21 protein-coding genes are annotated in these 17,678 nt (G+C 62.4%); 13 read left to right on the top strand and 8 right to left on the bottom strand.

The features are described 5' to 3' along the window. Positions 1–323: 323 nt before the first annotated feature. A complete protein-coding gene (rhtA, locus tag ACFY9W_RS28360; protein WP_391137952.1) occupies positions 324–1,211 on the top strand; it encodes a threonine/homoserine exporter RhtA in 888 nt (295 codons plus the stop codon). A 190-nt stretch (positions 1,212–1,401) separates the two neighbouring features. Continuing rightward, positions 1,402–1,683 (top strand): hypothetical protein, encoded by a 282-nt coding sequence (locus ACFY9W_RS28355; protein WP_021783182.1) that lies wholly within the window; start codon positions 1,402–1,404, stop codon positions 1,681–1,683. A 38-nt stretch (positions 1,684–1,721) separates the two neighbouring features. Here ACFY9W_RS28355 and ACFY9W_RS28350 read toward each other — a convergent pair whose 3' ends face one another. Beyond that, entirely contained in the window at positions 1,722–3,530 is a 1,809-nt protein-coding gene (locus ACFY9W_RS28350; RefSeq protein WP_391137948.1) for a M24 family metallopeptidase, read from the bottom strand. Between the two features lie 190 nt (positions 3,531–3,720). On the opposite strand from ACFY9W_RS28350, the gene ACFY9W_RS28345 reads away from it, so the two are divergent. Next, positions 3,721–4,833, top strand: coding sequence for a DUF3182 family protein (locus tag ACFY9W_RS28345; protein ID WP_391137945.1), 1,113 nt, complete (start codon positions 3,721–3,723; stop codon positions 4,831–4,833). Further along, on the top strand, positions 4,817–5,587 hold the full coding sequence (locus ACFY9W_RS28340; protein ID WP_391137942.1) for an alpha/beta fold hydrolase: 771 nt from the start codon (positions 4,817–4,819) through the stop codon (positions 5,585–5,587). The genes ACFY9W_RS28345 and ACFY9W_RS28340 overlap by 17 nt, the downstream gene beginning before the upstream one ends. On the opposite strand, the gene ACFY9W_RS28335 is transcribed toward ACFY9W_RS28340, so the two are convergent. Further along, complete coding sequence (locus ACFY9W_RS28335; protein WP_391137940.1) at positions 5,566–5,946, bottom strand: antibiotic biosynthesis monooxygenase; 381 nt, start codon at positions 5,944–5,946, stop codon at positions 5,566–5,568. The genes ACFY9W_RS28340 and ACFY9W_RS28335 overlap by 22 nt on opposite strands. Positions 5,947–6,030: 84 nt before the next feature. After that, complete coding sequence (locus tag ACFY9W_RS28330) at positions 6,031–7,020, bottom strand: helix-turn-helix domain-containing protein (RefSeq protein WP_391137937.1); 990 nt, start codon at positions 7,018–7,020, stop codon at positions 6,031–6,033. 82 nt (positions 7,021–7,102) lie between these two features. Between ACFY9W_RS28330 and ACFY9W_RS28325 the strand changes: the two genes are divergently transcribed. Beyond that, the gene (locus ACFY9W_RS28325; protein ID WP_391137934.1) at positions 7,103–7,651 is read left to right on the top strand and encodes an isochorismatase family protein; all 549 of its coding nucleotides are present in this window, start codon (positions 7,103–7,105) and stop codon (positions 7,649–7,651) included. A 10-nt stretch (positions 7,652–7,661) separates the two neighbouring features. Here ACFY9W_RS28325 and ACFY9W_RS28320 read toward each other — a convergent pair whose 3' ends face one another. Continuing rightward, on the bottom strand, positions 7,662–8,225 hold the full coding sequence (locus ACFY9W_RS28320) for a helix-turn-helix domain-containing protein (RefSeq protein ID WP_391137931.1): 564 nt from the start codon (positions 8,223–8,225) through the stop codon (positions 7,662–7,664). A gap of 83 nt (positions 8,226–8,308) precedes the next feature. Between ACFY9W_RS28320 and ACFY9W_RS28315 the strand changes: the two genes are divergently transcribed. From ACFY9W_RS28315 to ACFY9W_RS28285, 7 genes are all read left to right on the top strand, one after another. After that, positions 8,309–9,259 (top strand): EamA family transporter, encoded by a 951-nt coding sequence (locus ACFY9W_RS28315; RefSeq protein ID WP_391137928.1) that lies wholly within the window; start codon positions 8,309–8,311, stop codon positions 9,257–9,259. Positions 9,260–9,409: 150 nt separating this feature from the next. Beyond that, positions 9,410–12,325, top strand: a complete 2,916-nt coding sequence (locus tag ACFY9W_RS28310) for a monovalent cation/H+ antiporter subunit A (RefSeq protein WP_391137925.1) — start codon at positions 9,410–9,412, stop codon at positions 12,323–12,325. Beyond that, entirely contained in the window at positions 12,325–12,669 is a 345-nt protein-coding gene (locus tag ACFY9W_RS28305; RefSeq protein ID WP_003250128.1) for a Na+/H+ antiporter subunit C, read from the top strand. The genes ACFY9W_RS28310 and ACFY9W_RS28305 overlap by 1 nt, the downstream gene beginning before the upstream one ends. Next, a complete protein-coding gene (locus ACFY9W_RS28300; RefSeq protein ID WP_391137921.1) occupies positions 12,666–14,345 on the top strand; it encodes a monovalent cation/H+ antiporter subunit D in 1,680 nt (559 codons plus the stop codon). The genes ACFY9W_RS28305 and ACFY9W_RS28300 overlap by 4 nt, the downstream gene beginning before the upstream one ends. Continuing rightward, positions 14,342–14,830 (top strand): Na+/H+ antiporter subunit E, encoded by a 489-nt coding sequence (locus ACFY9W_RS28295; RefSeq protein WP_391137919.1) that lies wholly within the window; start codon positions 14,342–14,344, stop codon positions 14,828–14,830. Before ACFY9W_RS28300 ends, ACFY9W_RS28295 begins: the two co-directional genes overlap by 4 nt. Beyond that, complete coding sequence (locus ACFY9W_RS28290) at positions 14,827–15,105, top strand: K+/H+ antiporter subunit F (RefSeq protein WP_391137916.1); 279 nt, start codon at positions 14,827–14,829, stop codon at positions 15,103–15,105. Before ACFY9W_RS28295 ends, ACFY9W_RS28290 begins: the two co-directional genes overlap by 4 nt. Further along, a complete protein-coding gene (locus tag ACFY9W_RS28285) occupies positions 15,102–15,467 on the top strand; it encodes a Na+/H+ antiporter subunit G (RefSeq protein ID WP_391137913.1) in 366 nt (121 codons plus the stop codon). The genes ACFY9W_RS28290 and ACFY9W_RS28285 overlap by 4 nt, the downstream gene beginning before the upstream one ends. Before the next feature lie 11 nt (positions 15,468–15,478). Here the strand turns inward: ACFY9W_RS28285 and ACFY9W_RS28280 are convergent, their stop codons facing one another. From ACFY9W_RS28280 to ACFY9W_RS28265, 4 genes are all read right to left on the bottom strand, one after another. Further along, the gene (locus ACFY9W_RS28280) at positions 15,479–15,691 is read right to left on the bottom strand and encodes a hypothetical protein (RefSeq protein WP_391137910.1); all 213 of its coding nucleotides are present in this window, start codon (positions 15,689–15,691) and stop codon (positions 15,479–15,481) included. Further along, a complete protein-coding gene (locus ACFY9W_RS28275) occupies positions 15,688–16,158 on the bottom strand; it encodes a hypothetical protein (RefSeq protein ID WP_391137907.1) in 471 nt (156 codons plus the stop codon). The genes ACFY9W_RS28280 and ACFY9W_RS28275 overlap by 4 nt, the downstream gene beginning before the upstream one ends. A 345-nt stretch (positions 16,159–16,503) precedes the next feature. After that, entirely contained in the window at positions 16,504–16,698 is a 195-nt protein-coding gene (locus tag ACFY9W_RS28270; protein WP_391137904.1) for a hypothetical protein, read from the bottom strand. Between the two features lie 177 nt (positions 16,699–16,875). Next, a complete protein-coding gene (locus tag ACFY9W_RS28265; protein ID WP_391137901.1) occupies positions 16,876–17,280 on the bottom strand; it encodes a TraR/DksA C4-type zinc finger protein in 405 nt (134 codons plus the stop codon). 131 nt (positions 17,281–17,411) lie between these two features. Between ACFY9W_RS28265 and ACFY9W_RS28260 the strand changes: the two genes are divergently transcribed. Then, positions 17,412–17,678, top strand: a 267-nt coding sequence (locus ACFY9W_RS28260; RefSeq protein ID WP_391137898.1) for a hypothetical protein, incomplete at its 3' end; no start/stop codon positions are given.

The following is a 17,678-nucleotide window of genomic DNA, read 5'->3' as shown; positions in this document are numbered from 1 at the left end:
TTAAAGAGCGTTTGGTTAAGAGCTTTTCGTCTCAACCGAGGCGCGCATTCTACGCTTTCCTCAGAGCCTGTCAAGCGTTTATTTTGAAGTTTTTTTGCGAGAAACTCGTTTAGCTTCAAACACTTGACTCAACAGGGTGGCTAGCTTTGCTTCGCTACCGCGTTGGAATGGTGCGCATTATAGGGCGGTCTTCGGGCAGGTCAACCTTTAATTTCAATGATTTGAAATATTTCCTGCGAAGTCACTTCAGGGCTATCACGCGCCCCAGCAATTGCGCACTATATTGCTCAACCTACACGCCACCCAAGGATCGCCACACCTAAATGAACACCCAACCCCGCAGCCTGGCCGCCACTCTCTTCCCGATCGGCCTGCTGCTTATCGCCATGGCATCGATCCAGTCTGGTGCCTCCCTGGCCAAAAGCATGTTCCCCGTGATCGGCGCGCAAGGCACCACCACCCTGCGCCTGATATTCGCCAGCATCATCATGCTGCTTATATTGCGCCCGTGGCGGGTACGCATGACCGCCACCACCCTGCGCAACGTGGTCATCTATGGCATGGCGTTGGGTGGCATGAACTTCCTCTTCTATATGGCACTGCAAACAGTTCCGATCGGCATTGCCGTGGCGCTGGAGTTCACCGGCCCGTTGGCAGTGGCAATCTTCTCTTCGCGCCGGCCGATCGACTTCCTGTGGATTGCCCTGGCCATCGCCGGCTTGCTGCTGCTGTTGCCAGCTGGCCACGGTGGCCAGGCACTCGACCCGGTGGGCGCGGCTTATGCGCTGGGCGCTGGCGTATGCTGGGCCCTCTACATTCTCTTCGGCCAGCGCGCCGGGGCCGAGCACGGTATCCAGAGTGCAGCCTTGGGGGTGGTGGTCGCCGCCCTGTTTGTTGCCCCCATCGGTATCGCCCACGCGGGTAGCGCACTGCTCACGCCTGCCTTGATCCCCGTGGCCCTGGCCGTTGCAGTGCTGTCCACCGCCCTGCCCTACAGCCTGGAAATGATTGCCCTCACGCGCATCCCGGCGCGCACATTCGGCACCTTGATGAGCATCGAACCGGCTTTCGGCGCACTGTCCGGCCTGCTGTTCCTCGGCGAGGTGCTGACGTTCACCCAATGGCTGGCGATTGGTGCAATTATCGCCGCATCGGTTGGCACTACCCTGTCGATGCGCAAGGAGCCCACCCCGGCCGTCGCAGCAGACTGATATGAGAAATATTTTCATTTGAGACAGGATTAGTGATTGTAGCCGCCCGCCTCGCTGATTAAGCTGTCACAGAATCATCATCTTTACGCTATCTACTGGACCGAACACGGACGCTGGGGATATTTCAGGACGAATCAAAGCGATAACGACAGGGCCAGGCAACTGATCCACCCTGCATTTAAGGACAGGAATGAAACGTATTTTTCTCATCCTGGCCATCTTGGCTATTGCTGGATGTGCCGCTACAGCCAAGACTGAGGTCAAAAGGGGCAAGAAGGGCCTGCATATCAATTGCTCCGGCCTGTCTTCCTCGTGGGACAACTGCTACAGCAAGGCCGCAAGCTCTTGCAGTACGCGCGGCTACCGGGTTATTGCCCGTTCGGGTGATAACGATGAAGAGGCCGGTGACTACTTGTTCGGCATCAACCCGGCGGGCTACACCAGCCGCAGCATGATCGTCATCTGCAAATAGAAAAAGGGCAGCTCGCGAGCTGCCCTTTTCATTTGCCTTTATAGCGGCGCTGTACGCATCTCCAGCCAGGCCAAGGCATCGCCCTTGAGCAAGGGGGCAAGGCGCTCACGCACATTGGTGTGATAGCGATTCAGCCATTCCAGCTCGTCTTTCGCCAGCTGCTCGGGTAGCAGGCAGCGGGTATCGATCGGGCACAGCGTCAAGGTCTCGAAGTGAAGGAAGTCGCCGAAGGCGCTCTTGCCGGCCTCGCGATTGACCACCAGGTTCTCGATGCGCACGCCCCATTGCCCCGGGCGGTACGTACCTGGCTCGATCGAGCTGATCATGCCCGCTTGCATCGCCGTTTGCGGCGCGGGTGCCGCCTGGTAGGCGATCACCTGTGGCCCCTCGTGCACGTTCATGAAGTAGCCTACCCCGTGCCCGGTGCCGTGCCCGTAATCCACCTGGTCGGCCCAGATCGGTGCCCGGGCAATGGCATCAAGCAACGGCGACAGCACCCCACGCGGAAAGGTCGCACGTGACAGGGCAATCATGCCTTTGAGTACCCGGGTGCAATCCTGCTTCTGCGGGTAGCTGGGGTTGCCCACTGGCACCATGCGCGTGATGTCGGTGGTACCCCCCAGGTATTGCCCGCCCGAGTCGATCAGCAGCAGCCCGTCACCCTCGATGACCGCATGCGACTGCTCGGTGGCGCGGTAATGCGGCATGGCACCATTGCCATTGAAGGCGGCAATGGTCGAAAAGCTCAGCGATACGAAGTTCGGGCGCCGGGCACGTGCGGCACTCAACTGCTCGTCAATCGTCAGTTCGGTGATTGTCTCATTGCCCAGGCTGCCCTCCAACCAGGCAAAGAACTCGCACAAGGCGGCGCCATCCTGCTCCATGGCCTGGCGAATGTGCACCAGGTCTTCATCACCTTTGCATGATTTGCTCAAGGTGGTGGGGTTGATCCCCTCGATCAGCGACACCTCTGTGGGCAGGCTCTCCAGCAGGCCACAGGTGACCCGCGCCGGATCCACCAGCAACCGGCTCCCGGCAGGGACAGCACCGAGTGCCTTGCCCGCTTCGCCATAGTCGCGCACCTCGATGCCATCGGCTGCCAGCACCTGGCGCAAATGTGCGTCCACCTTGTCCTGACCCACGAACAGAATGGCCTGCTGCTGATTGATCAAGGCAAAGGCCAGGAATACCGGGTTGTAGGAGACATCGCTACCACGCAGATTGAACAGCCATGCGATGTCATCGAGGGTAGCAATGAAATGCCAGTCGGCGCCCTTGGCCAGCATGCCCTGACGCAACTGCGCGAGTTTTTCTGCCCGGTTCACCGTCGCATGCGGCGGTAAATGCTGGTACACCGGGTTGCCCGGTAGCGCCGGGCGCCCATCCCAGACTTGCCCCAGCAAATCCTTGTCGGTGACCAGCCGTGCGCCGCGTGCCTTCAGCCGCTCACCCAGTTGGCGCGCCGAGGCCAACGCCATGACCGCACCATCCACCGCGACGCTGCCGTTTGTCTCGACGTTTTCGCCCAGCCATTCCAGCGCCCCGGGTTTGCCGGGCAACAGTTTCATCAGTTCGATACCGCTGCCGGCCAGTTCGTGATCCGCCTGTTCCCAGTAGCGGCTATCGACCCACAACCCGGCAAAGCCGGACGTGACCACCAGTGTGCCAACCGAGCCGTAAAAGCCCGACAGCCACTGGCGCCCCTGCCAGTAACCAGGCAGGTATTCGGAAAGGTGAGGGTCGGCCGAGGGTACCAGCAAGGCATTGATGCCCTCTGCCGCCATGGCCTGACGCAGGCGTGCCAGGCGCTGTGTCACGCTTTGCTCAAGGGGGGTCTGGACGTTCATGCGCTCTCCTGCGGCTACATCACGGTTGATCCAATAGGCCGATAATGGAACAGCCGCCAGAGCCCTGCAATCGCAACCTGAATTAACCGGAAACGTCCTACAGTACCCGCACCACCGATCAACTCTGGCTGAACTTCCATAAGGTATCGGCTTCACACACAGTACATTCATTGCACACAGGCAACCGACCATGCCCAGTGCCTGCAAACCGAAAAGCGGCGTGGTACTGCTCGACACCCGCACGCACACGCCCGAACATGAGCATGCCGTACACCTCAAGCTCGCCGATGGCCTGGCCTGTCTGTTGGGCTGCCAGTGCGTACAACCCGACCACTCGCCCTCGGCCAGCGACGGCTACTACTATCTCCCTACCGAAACCCTGATCGACAGCAAACGCTATGCCGCCATCGGCATCTGCGGTGAGCAGGACTTGTTCGGCGGGCTGGTTGCGTCCCCCTACATGGCGACCAAGGCCATCTCGCATCCATTGCCGGCCGGGGCCAGCTTCCCGCCAGGCTGGACCGATGCTTTCGCCCGACAGGCAAGTGACGCCTTGCTGCGCGGCTACACGGTATTCAGCAAGGCCGATGCGCGCACCGCTGCCCAGCTACTGCTGGTCGATGGCCCCTTGCGAGTCAAGCCCGTGCTGGCTTGCGCCGGCCGCGGGCAGCAGGTCATCACCACGGCGAATGCGCTGGAGCCATTGCTGGCAGGCATGAATGACGAAGCGCTGGCGCTATGGGGCCTGGTACTCGAAGAAGACCTGAGCGACGTACAAACTTTCAGCGTCGGCCAAGTACGTGTGGGCGGCCTGACCTGTAGCTATCACGGCACCCAGCAACTCACCCACGACCATCACGGCACCGAAGTGTACGGCGGTTCCGACCTGGTGGTTGTACGGGGTGACTATCAAGCGTTGCTGCAATTACCGCTGGAAGACCACCTGCGCCTGGCCATCAACCAGGCCATGGTCTACGAACAAGCCGCCGAACAGCACTTCCCTGGTTTCATCGCCTCCCGGCGCAACTACGACATCGCCCGCGGCGTCGATGCCCAGGGCCACCTGCGCAGCGGTGTACTGGAACAGTCCTGGCGTCTGGGCGGTGCCAGCAGCGCCGAGTTGCTGGCGTTGCAGGCTTTTAGCGATGACCCGGCCTTGCAGCGGGTCCGCGCCTCCACACATGAAGTGTTCGGTACCCCTGACCTGCCCACTGACGCCACCCTCTTCTACCAAGGAAACGACAGTGAACTCGGACAACTCAGCAAATTTGCACGGATCCGCGAACATGACCATTCAGAGTGAAACCGTTGAACTGCAAGTCGAAAACGACAGCATCGTCGGCACCCTGGTCAGCCCTGGCAGCAAAATGCCGGGCATTCTCTTTGTCCATGGATGGGGCGGCAGCCAGCAGCGCGACCTGGCCCGCGCCCGTCACATCACCGGGCTGGGGTGCGTGTGCATGACCTTCGACCTGCGCGGCCACGAAAAGACCGAAAGCCAACGCCTGATCGTCACCCGGGAGCAGAACCTGCAGGATTTGCGGGTAGCCTATGACCGGCTGCTCAGCCACCCGGCCGTAGACAGCAGTGCCATCGCCATCATCGGCAGCAGCTACGGAGGCTACCTGGCCACCTTGCTGACCCGCGAGCGACCCGTCAGGTGGCTGGCGCTGCGGGTACCCGCGCTGTATTGGGATGACGAATGGCACACCCCCAAACAAACCCTCGACCGCCAACGCCTGAATGCCTACCGCCGCAGCCCGCTGGGCCCGGCAGACAACCGCGCTCTGGCGGCCTGCGCCGAGTTTGGCGGGGATGTGCTGCTGGTGGAGTCCGAGCAGGACGACTACGTGCCGCACAGCACGCTGATGAGCTACCGCTCGGCATTCGCCAGCGCCCACTCGCTCACCCACCGTATCGTCGACGGCGCCGACCATGCCTTATCCAGCGAAGCCAGCCAGAAGGCCTATAGCTCGATCCTGGCAGCATGGATCAGCGAAATGGTCATCGGTGCCCGCCTCGACCGCTACCCGCACTACGCCCCGTGGTATGCCTGAGGCTCCCCTACCTCACAATGCAGGCCGCCGTCGGCGCCGCGCACCAGGCTGCGCAGGGTCTGGTAGGCAGCAAAATTCAACCCGCTCGCCTGATGCTGCGCCAGCAACTCAAGGAAGGGCTCCTCGACGAAGTACACGGCTGCTGCCGACCAGGCCTGGCGTGACTGCCATTGCAGGTACTGCAACACCCGGCTGCCATCGTCACTGGCCTGGATGCTGACACCCTGCAGCCCTTCACAACGCGCGGCCAGCACTTCGCTGCGCACCACCAGGGCCTGGACCAACGCTTGCTGGCACATGCTGGGCACCTGGTACTCGATCATCTGGGTGAACCACAGGGGGTTAGGGCTTGCCAACATTGGCGGTCTCCTGGCTACGGGCGCGTGCAGCGCGATGCCGAGCAGGGTAAAACCTCAAGTAAAGTCAAGGTCAAGCAGTTTTCATCAGCCCTGGCCGGGTACTGCAAAACGCCGCCGATAGTCACTCGGGGTAAGGCCGGTAATGCGCTGGAATACCTTGCGGAACGCGCTCGGGTCTTGATAACCGACACCCCAGGCGATCTGTTCGACATTGCGCCGGGTAAACTCCAGCAAACGGCACGCCCGCCCCACCCTCACCTGCTGGCAGTACTCGGTCGGGCGCAGCCCGGTAGCCGTACGAAAACGCCGCAGGAACGTACGCGCTTCCAAACCGGCACACGCCGCCATGGCGGCAAGGTCGCCTTCCTGCCCGCCATTGCCCTGCAACCAGTGCTGCACTTTAAGCACTGCCTCGTCCCCATGATCCAGGCGCGGGTTGAACACTGCCCCAGGCAGTGGTGCTGCGACCGGGTCGACGGCCAGGTAACGGGCCGTCTCCCGTGCCACCGTCGCCCCCAGAAAACGCTCCAGCAGGCGCAAGCCCAGCCCGGTCCAGGCCATCAGCCCGGCAGAGGTCACGATATCACCGTCGTCCAGCAACGGCTGCTGGGCCTCAACCCGCACGCGGGGGAAGCGCTGGGCAAGTGCCTGCACATAGTTCCAGTGGGTACAGGCCGGGCGGCCGTCGAGCAGGCCGCTGGCGGCAATGAAAAATACCCCGATACACACCGACGCCAGCACGGTACCGCGACCGTGCAGTTGGCACAGCGACGCGCGGTGACGTTCGAGCAGCTCGGCTTGCGGGGCCGACTCAAGGCTCGGCGGAATGATCAATACACGCAGGCCCGCCGAAGCCACGCTAGGGTTGTCCTGGGCAGCCAGCAGCAGCCCGGCCTCATCAACCTGCCATAAACTGACGCGCACTTGTGGCAATTCGACGGCTCCCAGTTCGGCCGCAACCCGGTTGGCCACCAGGAACAGGTCGGCCAGGCCATGCACGGCGGCGCGCTGCACGCCGGGGTATAGCAACAGGCCGATGTCCAGGCTGGCAGGAATGTCAGTTTTTGCCCGCATAGTGTCGTTCGCGCCAATCCTCAGGTTCATGCACACAGCCTATAACTAACGCCTACCAACGACTACTGCCACAGGAGGCAGCATGAACAAGCAGGCGCTGATCATCATCGACATCCAGAACGACTACTTCCCGGGCGGCAAGTGGACCCTCGACGGCGCCGACCGGGCGGCCGACAATGCTGCCCGGCTGCTGGCTGCGGCGCGCCAACGCGGCGACCTGGTGGTGCATGTGCGCCACGAGTTCGACAGTGCCGATGCACCTTTCTTCGCGCCTGGCTCCCAGGGCGCAGCCATTCACGCCAAAGTCGAACCGGCAGCAGGCGAGCCGGTGGTGCTCAAGCACAAGGTCAACGCCTTCCTCGGCACCGACCTTGAGCACACGCTGGACCAGCATGGCGTCGAGGCCCTGACCATCGTCGGCAGCATGAGCCACATGTGCATCGACGCCGCCACCCGTGCTGCGGCCGACCTGGGCTACACGGTGACCGTGGCGCATGATGCCTGCGCAACCCTGCCGCTGGAATTCGACGGCAAGCAGGTGCCGGCGGCGCAGGTACATGATTCGGCGATGGCGGCGCTGGCGTTTGCCTATGCCAAGGTGGTGAAAACCGAGGAGTTGCTGGGCGGTTGAACGGGCAACCTCAAATCACCACATTACGCACGAAGCGCACCGCAACGGCACCATCGTTGCGGTAGGCATACCGGCAGTTGCTGGGGAATACATGAAACTGCCCCACCTGCAGGCAGTGCTCGGCCCCTTCGATGACCAGTGTCAGCTGCCCTTCGGCCACGTAGATCTGCTCACTCCAGCCTTCGGCATCAGCCTCGCTGGAGTAGCACTCGCCCGGTGCCAACGTCCACTCCCAAAGCTCCACCTCGCGCCGTGCAGCGCTGGCTCCCAACAACACTGCCCTGCTCTGCGGGTGCTCACCGGCCCAGGCCAGCTCCTCGATGTGGCCGGGGTCACGCTGGTCAGGTGCCTGGATCAGGGTACTGAAAGCCACCCCCAAGGCTTCCGCGATCAGGTCGAGGGTGGTCAGGCTGACGTTCTTTTCGCCCGCTTCGATCGCCACCAGCATGCGCCGGCTGACCCCGGAGCGCTCGGCCAACGCTGTCTGGCTCATGCCGGCAGCGTTGCGCAAGCTGCGCACATTAAGGCTGACGTGTTGCAGCACCGATGCCCGGTGCGAAGAATCTTTGTGCACTATATTGCTCACAGGTCAAGATTGCGCAGTATACTGCCCACTTTGCGGCGATTGTGCGCCGCCCCCTCCGAGTGCGCAAGACCATGAGCCAGGCCAGCAACAAACCGACCCCTACCGTTACCTTTCGCCTGAGCAAGGCGGAGCTGGTGCTGGTGTTCATCACCATGCTGTGGGGTGGCACCTTCCTGCTGGTACATAACGTGATGACAGTCAGCGGCCCGATGTTCTTCGTTGGCCTGCGCTTTGCGGCGGCTGCACTGTTCGTTGGCGTGGTCTCGGCGCGAGCCTTGCCCGGGCTGACCTTCACCGAACTCAAGGCCGGCATGCTGATCGGCGTGTCGATCATGCTGGGTTATGGCTTGCAAACCATGGGCCTGCAAACCATCAGCAGCAGCCAGTCGGCGTTTATCACTGCACTGTACGTGCCGTTCGTACCGCTGTTGCAGTGGCTGGTGCTGGGCCGTCGCCCGGGCCTGATGCCCAGCATCGGCATTTGCCTGGCGTTCATCGGCCTGATGCTGCTGGCCGGGCCGGAAGGCGGCAGCCTGCATTTCAGCGAGGGCGAGGTTGTTACCTTGGTCAGCGCCGTCGCCATTGCCGCCGAAATCATCCTGATCAGCCGCTATGCCGGCCAGGTCGATGTGCGCCGGGTCACCGTGGTGCAACTGGCCACTGCTTCGCTGCTGGCGTTCCTGATGATTGTGCCGACCCAGGAGCGCATCCCCGACTTCTCCTGGCTATTGCTGGCAAGCGCAGTGGGCCTGGGCGCCATGAGTGCAGTAATCCAGGTGGCGATGAACTGGGCGCAGAAATCGGTCTCGCCCACCCGCGCCACCCTCATCTATGCCGGTGAGCCTGTATGGGCCGGCGTCGTCGGGCGCATTGCCGGCGAACGCCTGCCAGGCGTGGCGCTGCTCGGCGCTTTGCTGATCGTGATCGCAGTGGTGGTTAGCGAACTCAAGGTACGCCGCCCCCGCGAAACCACCGAGGTACAAGAAGCGCAAACTGAAGGCGAACGCCAGGCCGGGCTGTAAAGTCGCCAACAGCGACTATGCTTTGTAAAAAACTGTTATAAAAAAACAGCTTGTAACAGCCTGTTTGTAGGATTCTGCGACAGCTTGCGTGTTGGTGATCACCCCCTCGGCACGTATGATCCTTGGCAAACCTATTCAGAATAGAACGCTATGTCATTGATAGTGCTATTGCTTCTGCCGTTCGTGGGCAGTTGCCTGGCAGCCGTGCTGCCGCACAACGCACGTAACGCCGAGTCCATTCTCGCCGGGCTCGTGGCCCTGGTCGGCACCGTCCAGGTAGCACTGCTGTACCCTCAGGTTGCTGATGGGGGCGTCATTCGCGAAGAATTTCTCTGGCTGCCCAGCCTGGGGCTGAATCTGGTGCTGCGCATGGACGGCTTTGCCTGGCTGTTCTCGCTGCTGGTGTTGGGCATAGGCACACTGGTTTCGCTGTATGCCCGCTACTACATGTCCCCGCAAGACCCGGTACCGCGCTTCTTCGCCTTCTTCCTCGCCTTCATGGGCGCCATGCTCGGCCTGGTGATCTCCGGCAACCTGATCCAGCTTGTGTTCTTCTGGGAGCTCACCAGCCTGTTCTCCTTCCTGCTGATCGGCTATTGGCACCACCGCGCCGACGCCCGGCGCGGCGCCTACATGGCGCTGATGGTGACCGGCGCGGGCGGTTTGTGCCTGCTGGTAGGGGCATTGCTGCTCGGCCATGTGGTCGGCAGCTACGACCTGGACAAGGTCCTGGCTGCCGGCGACACCATCCGCCAGCATGCGCTGTACCCGGTGCTGCTGCCCCTGATCCTCATCGGCGCCCTGAGCAAAAGCGCACAGTTCCCCTTCCAGTTCTGGCTGCCTCACGCCATGGCAGCACCCACGCCGGTTTCGGCCTATTTGCATTCCGCCACCATGGTCAAGGCCGGGGTATTCCTGCTGGCGCGCCTGTGGCCGGTGCTGTCGGGTAGCGAAGAGTGGTTCTGGATCGTCGGCGGCGCCGGCGCCCTCACCCTGCTGCTCGGCGCCTTCGCCGCCATGTTCCAGAACGACCTCAAGGGCCTGCTGGCGTACTCGACCATCAGCCACCTGGGCCTGATTACCCTGCTGCTGGGCCTGAACAGCCCGCTGGCCGCCGTTGCCGCAGTGTTCCACATCCTCAACCACGCTACCTTCAAGGCCTCGTTGTTCATGGCCGCCGGCATCATCGACCATGAAAGCGGTACGCGAGACATCCGCCGCCTCAGCGGCCTGATCCGCCTGGTGCCGTATACCGCCACCCTGGCCATGGTGGCCAGCGCCTCGATGGCCGGCGTACCCCTGATGAACGGCTTCCTGTCCAAGGAAATGTTCTTCGCCGAAACGGTGTTCATCAGCTCCACCGCCTGGGTCGAAGCGACGTTGCCGGTAATCGCCACACTGGCCGGCACCTTCAGCGTGGCCTATGCCTTGCGCTTTACCGTGGATGTATTCTTTGGCCCCACCGCGCAGGACCTGCCCCATACGCCCCACGAGCCGCCACGCTGGATGCGTGCGCCAGTCGAGCTGCTGGTGCTTACCTGCCTGGTGGTGGGCATTTTCCCCGCCCAGTCGGTTGGCCCGCTGCTGGCTGCCGCGGCCCTGCCAGTAGTAGGCGGCACCCTGCCGGAATACAGCCTGGCCATCTGGCATGGCTGGAATGCGCCACTGATCATGAGCCTGGTGGCCATGAGCGGCGGTATCGTGCTGTACCTGTTGCTGCGCAAGCAACTGCGCCTGGGCCGCTTCCCTTACCCGCCGGTGATCGAGCGCTTCAACGGCAAGCGCCTGTTCGAGCACGGCCAGGTTCACCTGATGGTGCTGGCACGTCGCATCGAACGCCTGTTCACCAGCCGCCGCCTGCAGTCGCAGCTGTTCATGCTGGTGCTCGCTGCCTTCCTCGCCGGCCTCACGCCCATGCTCTACAGTGGCCTCAGCTGGGGCGACCGGCCGAAGATTCCGGGTTCGGGCGTGTTTGTCGCACTGTGGCTGATCGCAATTGCCTGCGCCATCGGTGCCGCCTACCAGGCCAAATACCACCGTCTGGCGGCACTCATCATGGTCAGTGTCTGCGGCCTGATGACCTGCATCACCTTTGTCTGGTTCTCTGCACCCGACCTGGCCCTGACCCAGCTGGTGGTCGAAGTGGTCACCACCGTACTCATCCTGCTTGGCCTGCGCTGGCTGCCGCGGCGTATCGAAGGCGTTTCGCCGTTACCCGGCAGCCTGGAGCGCGCGCGCATGCGCCGCCTGCGCGACCTGCTGCTGGCAGTGCTCGTCGGTGGCGGCATGGCCGTATTGTCCTACGCCATGCTGACCCGGCCAACGCCCAACGACATTTCCTCGTTCTACCTTAGCCGGGCACTGCCCCAGGGCGGCGGCACCAACGTGGTCAATGTCATGCTGGTCGACTTCCGCGGCTTCGATACCCTGGGTGAAATCACCGTGCTGGTGGCCGTGGCGCTGACCGTATTCGCCCTGCTGCGACGCTTCCGCCCACCGAAAGAGAGCATGCAGCTGCCGGCACAGCAGCGCCTGCTGGCGCCTGATGTGGTCACCGACCTTATCAACCCACGGCACGCTACCGACACTGCCCTGGGCTTCATGATGGTGCCTGCCGTGCTGGTTCGCCTGCTGCTGCCAGTCGCCCTGCTGGTGTCGATGTACCTGTTCATGCGTGGCCACAACCAGCCAGGCGGGGGCTTTGTCGCCGGCCTGGTGATGTCGGTGGCGTTCATCCTGCAGTACATGGTGGCCGGCACCCAGTGGGTCGAGGCGCAGATGAGCCTGCGTCCTTTGCGCTGGATGGGCACCGGGCTGCTGTGCGCGACCCTGACCGGGGTCGGCGCCATGCTGCTGGGCTACCCGTTCCTTACCACCCACACTGCCCACCTGCACCTGCCGCTGCTGGGTGATGTGCATGTGGCCAGCGCGCTGTTCTTCGATGTCGGCGTGTACACGGTGGTGGTCGGCTCGACCCTGCTGATCCTCACTGCCCTGGCGCACCAGTCGGTGCGCGCCTACCGCCCGGGCAACCCGGCGAAAACCAGCCAAGCAGGAGCCGCCTGATGGAAGAAGTGATTGCAGTCGCCATCGGCGTGCTGGCCGCCTCGGGGGTGTGGCTGATCCTGCGCCCTCGTACCTACCAGGTCATCATGGGCCTGTGCCTGCTGTCGTACGGGGTCAACCTGTTCATTTTCAGCATGGGCAGCCTGTTCATCGGCAAGGAACCGATCATCAAGGATGGCGTCACCCAGGACCTGCTGCACTACACCGACCCGCTACCCCAGGCGCTGGTGCTCACCGCCATCGTCATCAGCTTTGCCATGACCGCACTGTTCCTGGTGGTGTTGCTGGCTTCACGCGGGCTGACCGGTACCGACCACGTGGATGGCCGGGAGCGTGACGAATGAGTGGTATGAGTCAACTGATCGTAGCCCCCATCCTGCTACCACTGATTACCGCTGCAGTCATGTTGCTGCTGGGCGAAAAGCACCGGCAGATCAAGGCCCGGCTGAACCTGCTGTCAACCTTCGCCGGCCTGGCCATCGCAGTCAGCCTGCTGCTGTGGGTGCGTACCCAGGGGCAGGCGGAGTCGATCGGTGTCTACCTGCCGGGCAACTGGCCGGCACCGTTCGGTATCGTGCTGGTAGTGGACCACCTGTCCGCGCTGCTGCTGACCCTTACCGGGGTCATCGGCTTCAGCGCCCTGCTGTTTGCCCGCGCCCGCTGGGACAGCGCCGGGGCCAGCTTCCATGCGTTGTTCCAGATTCAGCTGATGGGCCTTTATGGCGCCTTCCTTACCGCAGACCTGTTCAACCTGTTCGTATTCTTCGAAGTGCTGCTGGCCGCCTCGTACGGCTTGCTGCTGCATGGCTCGGGGCGCGCGCGGGTGCGGGCCGGCCTGCATTACATCGCAATCAACCTGTTCGCTTCCTCGCTGTTTTTGATCGGCGCGGCGATGTTGTACGGCGTGACCGGCACCCTGAACATGGCCGACCTGGCACTGAAGGTTCCACTGGTGCCGGAGGCCGACCGTGGCCTGCTGCATGCCGGCGCGGCCATCCTGGCAATGGCCTTCCTGGCCAAGGCCGGTATCTGGCCGCTGAACTTCTGGCTGGTGCCGGCCTACGCGTCGGCCAGCGCGCCCGTAGCTGCACTGTTCGCCATCATGACCAAGGTCGGCTTGTACGCTGTGCTGCGCCTGTGGACGCTGCTGTTTTCCGGGCAAGCCGGGGCCTCGGCCCATTTTGGTGGCGAATGGCTGGTGTATGGCGGCCTGGTGACCCTGGCAGTGGCGGCTGTATCGATTCTGGCCGCACAGCGTCTGGAGCGAATGGCAGCCCTGAGCATTCTGGTTTCGGCGGGCACCCTGCTCGGCGCCGTCGGCTTTGCGCAAGCAGCATTGACCGGCGCGGCGTTGTTCTACCTGGTCAACTCGACCCTTGCCCTGTGTGCACTGTTCCTGCTCGCCGAACTGGTCGAACGCTCGCGCTCGGCCAATGAGATGCCGCTGGACGACGAAGAAGACGTCATGCCACCACCGCTGGAAACGCTCCACCCGCCCAAGGGCATCAACCTCGACGACGAACAAAAGGTGGTGATCGGCCAGATCATCCCATGGACCATGGCCTTCCTTGGCCTCAGCTTCATCGCCTGCGCCTTGTTGATCATCGGCATGCCGCCGCTGTCGGGCTTTGTCGGCAAGCTCAACCTGATCAGTGCACTGTTCAACCCACAGGGCCTGGGCGTGCCAGCCGAGCAGCCGCTGAGCGCTGCGGGCTGGGCCCTGGTGGCGTTGCTGATCCTGTCGGGCATGGCATCGCTGGTCGCCTTCGGCCGTGTCGGCATACTGCGTTTCTGGAAGCCCGAAGAGCGCCCGTCGCCCGTACTGCGACGCTATGAGTGCCTGCCTATCGTGATTCTGCTTGGCCTGTGCATCATCCTCAGCCTCAAGGCCGAGCCCCTGCTGCGTTACACCCAGGACACCGCCGCCAGCCTGCAGGCGCCAGACACCTACATCAAGGCGGTGATGGCTGCCAAGCCGATTCCAGGCCCCACCTCGCTCGACACAGGGGTGCAGCCATGAACCGACTGTTCCCCGCCCCACTTCTGTCGGTCGCGCTGTTCGGCCTGTGGCTGCTGCTCAACCTTTCGGTAACCCCTGGCAACCTGCTGCTGGGTGCCGCACTTGGCGTACTGGCCCCGCTGCTGATGGCACCGCTGCGCCCCCAGCATGCCCATGTGCGCCGGCCGCTGGTCATCGCCCGCCTGATCGGCCGGGTCGGCATCGATGTGATCATGTCCAACCTGCTGGTGGCCGGTAGTGTGCTACGCGCCGGCAAACAGCCACCACGTTCGGCATTCGTGCATATCCCGCTGGCCCTGCACGACCCCCATGGCCTGGCGGCGCTGTCGATGATCACCACCGTAGTACCCGGCACGGTCTGGTCTGAACTGGCGCTGGACCGCAGTGTGCTGCTACTGCATGTATTTGACCTGGACGATGAGGCGGCCTTTATCCAGCACTTCAAGGACACCTACGAACGCCCGCTGATGGAGATATTCCAATGACAGGCCTGCTCGCCCATGCTGTTCTCGCCAGCCTGTTCATTTTCGCCCTGGCCATGGCGCTGGCGCTGGTCCGGCTGTTCCGCGGCCCGTCCGCCCAGGACCGGGTGCTGGCGCTGGACTACCTGTACATCTTGGCCATGCTGACCATGCTGGTGCTGGGGATCCGTTATGCCAGTGACACCTACTTCGAAGGTGCCCTGCTGATTGCGCTGTTCGGCTTCGTCGGCTCGTTTGCCCTGGCCAAGTTCCTGCTGCGCGGTGAGGTGATCGAATGACCGAAACCCTGGTACTGCCCTTCTGGCTCGAAGTGGTCACGGCCGTGCTGCTCCTGACCGGCAGCGTGTTCGCCCTGGTGGGCGCAATAGGCCTGGTACGCCTGAAGGATTACTTCCAGCGCATGCACCCGCCAGCGCTGGCCTCGACCATTGGCGCCTGGTGCGTGGCACTGGCCTCGATCATCTACTTCTCGTGGCTCAAGGAGGCGCCGGTACTGCACGCGTGGCTGATCCCCGTCCTGCTGTCGATCACCGTGCCGGTGACCACGCTGTTGCTGGCCAGGGCCGCACTGTTCCGCAAGCGCATGTCGAAGGAGCCGGTGCCCGAAGAAGTCAGCAGCTGCCGCGACCGCGGCAACTGAAGCACCCCGCCTCACCTTTGGCTGAGGCGCTGCAGCTCTCGCCGGACCATGGCGGCATAAGGGGGCGGGCCGAGCCGGTACAACTCACCCGCTACCCAGCTCAGCCACGCGCCTTGCAGCGCCTCGCGCCTGGCCAGCAAACGCTCGGCCTCGGCTACGGCATCGGCCTGATACTGCCGATGAAACTCCGCACGCGTGGCAGGCGCTTCATCACTGTCGGTCATTCACTGGCCTTGAAGGTAGTCAGCTCACCCTTGCGCCATTTGGCAACTTTGCCGGTTACCGCCTTCAGCAATTTGCCCAGGCCTTCCTGCACTTGTTGCTGTGCAGCGAAGACCAGCATCACGCCATGCCCCTCGCGGAACACAATGCCCTCACCCTCAGGTACCGACACGAAGGCATAATCGCCTACGCCATAAACATTCAACTTGATTTCGCGAAAGCGCATTTCCAGCTTGCCACCTTCACGGCTGGGCAATACGGCAGCGCGGAAGTGGTCACCCACTTTCAGTTCGAGACGCTGTTTGTCATCGACCACCAATGCGTCTTCGGTGTCGATTTCGGCCATGTACAGGCCTTCGGGGTTCTGCTCGGTCACGTAGATAAAACGACCCTGGAACAGGTGGGCCAATTTACCGCGCAGGTCGCCCAGGGCGAACAACGCATGGGTATCAAGTGTGCTGACTGCCAATGAAGTAATCCTCAACCGGTTACAACCCGCCCTCACCCAAGCTCGGGGAGGCACGGCCATTTCTTGTCGATAGGCGATAAGAGTAATAAAGCGATATACGAAATGTCTGTGCCCGCTGACGATGCAGCGCGCAGGAATCTTTACTCTGGTTTGCCAGATTCGCCTTCAACCGAAGGCGCATGGCGCATTCCCGGTTCGGGAACCGTGATGCTGAGATCACTCGCCATTAAACGCAATCAAGGGAGCGAGCCCGCAAGAAGACAAGCCCTGGCATCCGTGTGCGCATTTACTGTAGGACAAATATGCCCGAAAACACCGAAACCCGTCGAGAGGCAATAAACATTTTCAGGCGGCCAGGCCTTTCTTCAGTTGCTGCTGCCAGGCCACCTGGCACTCCAGCGCTTCCTCACGCGTGGCGAATGCAGTGCCGCGGCGTTCTCCATTGACCAGCACCACCCAGCAGATGCGCTTGCCCAGTGCCTGCAAAGTGGCCGGCACACCTGAGCCAATCATCACGGCTACATCGACTCGGCTATTCATCATTCCCTCCGGAATTAATTAGCACCCTAACGATATTGCCATGATACGCCTGTCGCCAGCGTGGGAACAGCGCTTCCCTGTACATCAGTGTTACGCGCAAGGCAACAAAACCGACCACCCACAAGAAACGCAAAAAGCCCCAGGGATCGCTCCGTGGGGCTCACACCGCGCGCGGGTTTATACCTGGCGCTGGTGGCGGTCGAGCTGCTCGTGGCGCTCTTGGGCTTCGATGCAGTACTTGGTGGTCGGGCTGATCAGCAGACGCTTCAGGCCAATCGGCTCACCGCTGTCATCGCACCAGCCGAAGCTCTCGTCGGAGATTCGTTCCAGGGCCATTTCCAGCTGAGGCAGCGAGCGCTGGTCGCGGTCGATTGCATTGACCAGCCAGCTCCGCTCTTCTTCAACCGAGGCCACGTCGGCAGGGTCGGACGGGGTGTCCAGGCCTTCGATGGTGGTGCGGCTGAGCTCGATGCGTGCATGGGTTTCGACTTTCATCGCCTGCAGCAGCTCTGTGAAGAAGGCCAGCTGTTCAGCGTTCATGTAGTCATCGGCCGACATGGCCAGCAACTGTTCCTTGGTCATCGATTTCTCTATGAAAAAATGTGCATTTGGGCGATTCATGTGCCGCCGACGCCTTGGCATCGGCCGCGGAATTCTTCAAGCGCCAACCGGCACTCTTTTACAGGGGGCGGCAGTCTAAGGTGCCACGTCGCGTGGAGCAACTGCAAATGGGTGCGAATTTGCTTCCGATGCTTACAATCCGCTGGTCGGTGCCTTCAATGCGACTCCGTTGCCTCCAGCATACTGAGAATCTGACGCTGACGCCGGCTCTGGCTCTGGCTCTGGCTCTTGATCTTGATCTTGATCTTGATCTTGATCTTGATCTTGATCTTGACCCCCGGTGTCAGGGTAGTTGTCGTGTCCCCCGCTTTTTGAAAAGCATTCCGGGGGCGGCAAGAGTATGGTCATGCCTTTCTATT

It is taken from the genome of Pseudomonas sp. NPDC008258 (assembly GCF_042956345.1).
In the GTDB taxonomy this organism is placed as follows: Bacteria; Pseudomonadota; Gammaproteobacteria; order Pseudomonadales; family Pseudomonadaceae; genus Aquipseudomonas.
This window is presented reverse-complemented; position numbering and strand designations above follow the sequence as displayed.

Bases quoted from the DNA above. Each gene is read 5' to 3' on its own strand.
- rhtA (WP_391137952.1), top strand. From the start codon at position 324: ATGAACACCCAACCCCGCAGCCTGGCCGCCACTCTCTTCCCGATCGGC.
- ACFY9W_RS28355 (WP_021783182.1), top strand. From the start codon at position 1,402: ATGAAACGTATTTTTCTCATCCTGGCCATCTTGGCTATTGCTGGATGT.
- ACFY9W_RS28350 (WP_391137948.1), bottom strand. From the start codon at position 3,530: ATGAACGTCCAGACCCCCCTTGAGCAAAGCGTGACACAGCGCCTGGCA.
- ACFY9W_RS28345 (WP_391137945.1), top strand. From the start codon at position 3,721: ATGCCCAGTGCCTGCAAACCGAAAAGCGGCGTGGTACTGCTCGACACC.
- ACFY9W_RS28340 (WP_391137942.1), top strand. From the start codon at position 4,817: ATGACCATTCAGAGTGAAACCGTTGAACTGCAAGTCGAAAACGACAGC.
- ACFY9W_RS28335 (WP_391137940.1), bottom strand. From the start codon at position 5,946: ATGTTGGCAAGCCCTAACCCCCTGTGGTTCACCCAGATGATCGAGTAC.
- ACFY9W_RS28330 (WP_391137937.1), bottom strand. From the start codon at position 7,020: ATGCGGGCAAAAACTGACATTCCTGCCAGCCTGGACATCGGCCTGTTG.
- ACFY9W_RS28325 (WP_391137934.1), top strand. From the start codon at position 7,103: ATGAACAAGCAGGCGCTGATCATCATCGACATCCAGAACGACTACTTC.
- ACFY9W_RS28315 (WP_391137928.1), top strand. From the start codon at position 8,309: ATGAGCCAGGCCAGCAACAAACCGACCCCTACCGTTACCTTTCGCCTG.
- ACFY9W_RS28310 (WP_391137925.1), top strand. From the start codon at position 9,410: ATGTCATTGATAGTGCTATTGCTTCTGCCGTTCGTGGGCAGTTGCCTG.
- ACFY9W_RS28305 (WP_003250128.1), top strand. From the start codon at position 12,325: ATGGAAGAAGTGATTGCAGTCGCCATCGGCGTGCTGGCCGCCTCGGGG.
- ACFY9W_RS28300 (WP_391137921.1), top strand. From the start codon at position 12,666: ATGAGTGGTATGAGTCAACTGATCGTAGCCCCCATCCTGCTACCACTG.
- ACFY9W_RS28295 (WP_391137919.1), top strand. From the start codon at position 14,342: ATGAACCGACTGTTCCCCGCCCCACTTCTGTCGGTCGCGCTGTTCGGC.
- ACFY9W_RS28290 (WP_391137916.1), top strand. From the start codon at position 14,827: ATGACAGGCCTGCTCGCCCATGCTGTTCTCGCCAGCCTGTTCATTTTC.
- ACFY9W_RS28285 (WP_391137913.1), top strand. From the start codon at position 15,102: ATGACCGAAACCCTGGTACTGCCCTTCTGGCTCGAAGTGGTCACGGCC.
- ACFY9W_RS28280 (WP_391137910.1), bottom strand. From the start codon at position 15,691: ATGACCGACAGTGATGAAGCGCCTGCCACGCGTGCGGAGTTTCATCGG.
- ACFY9W_RS28270 (WP_391137904.1), bottom strand. From the start codon at position 16,698: ATGAATAGCCGAGTCGATGTAGCCGTGATGATTGGCTCAGGTGTGCCG.
- ACFY9W_RS28265 (WP_391137901.1), bottom strand. From the start codon at position 17,280: ATGACCAAGGAACAGTTGCTGGCCATGTCGGCCGATGACTACATGAAC.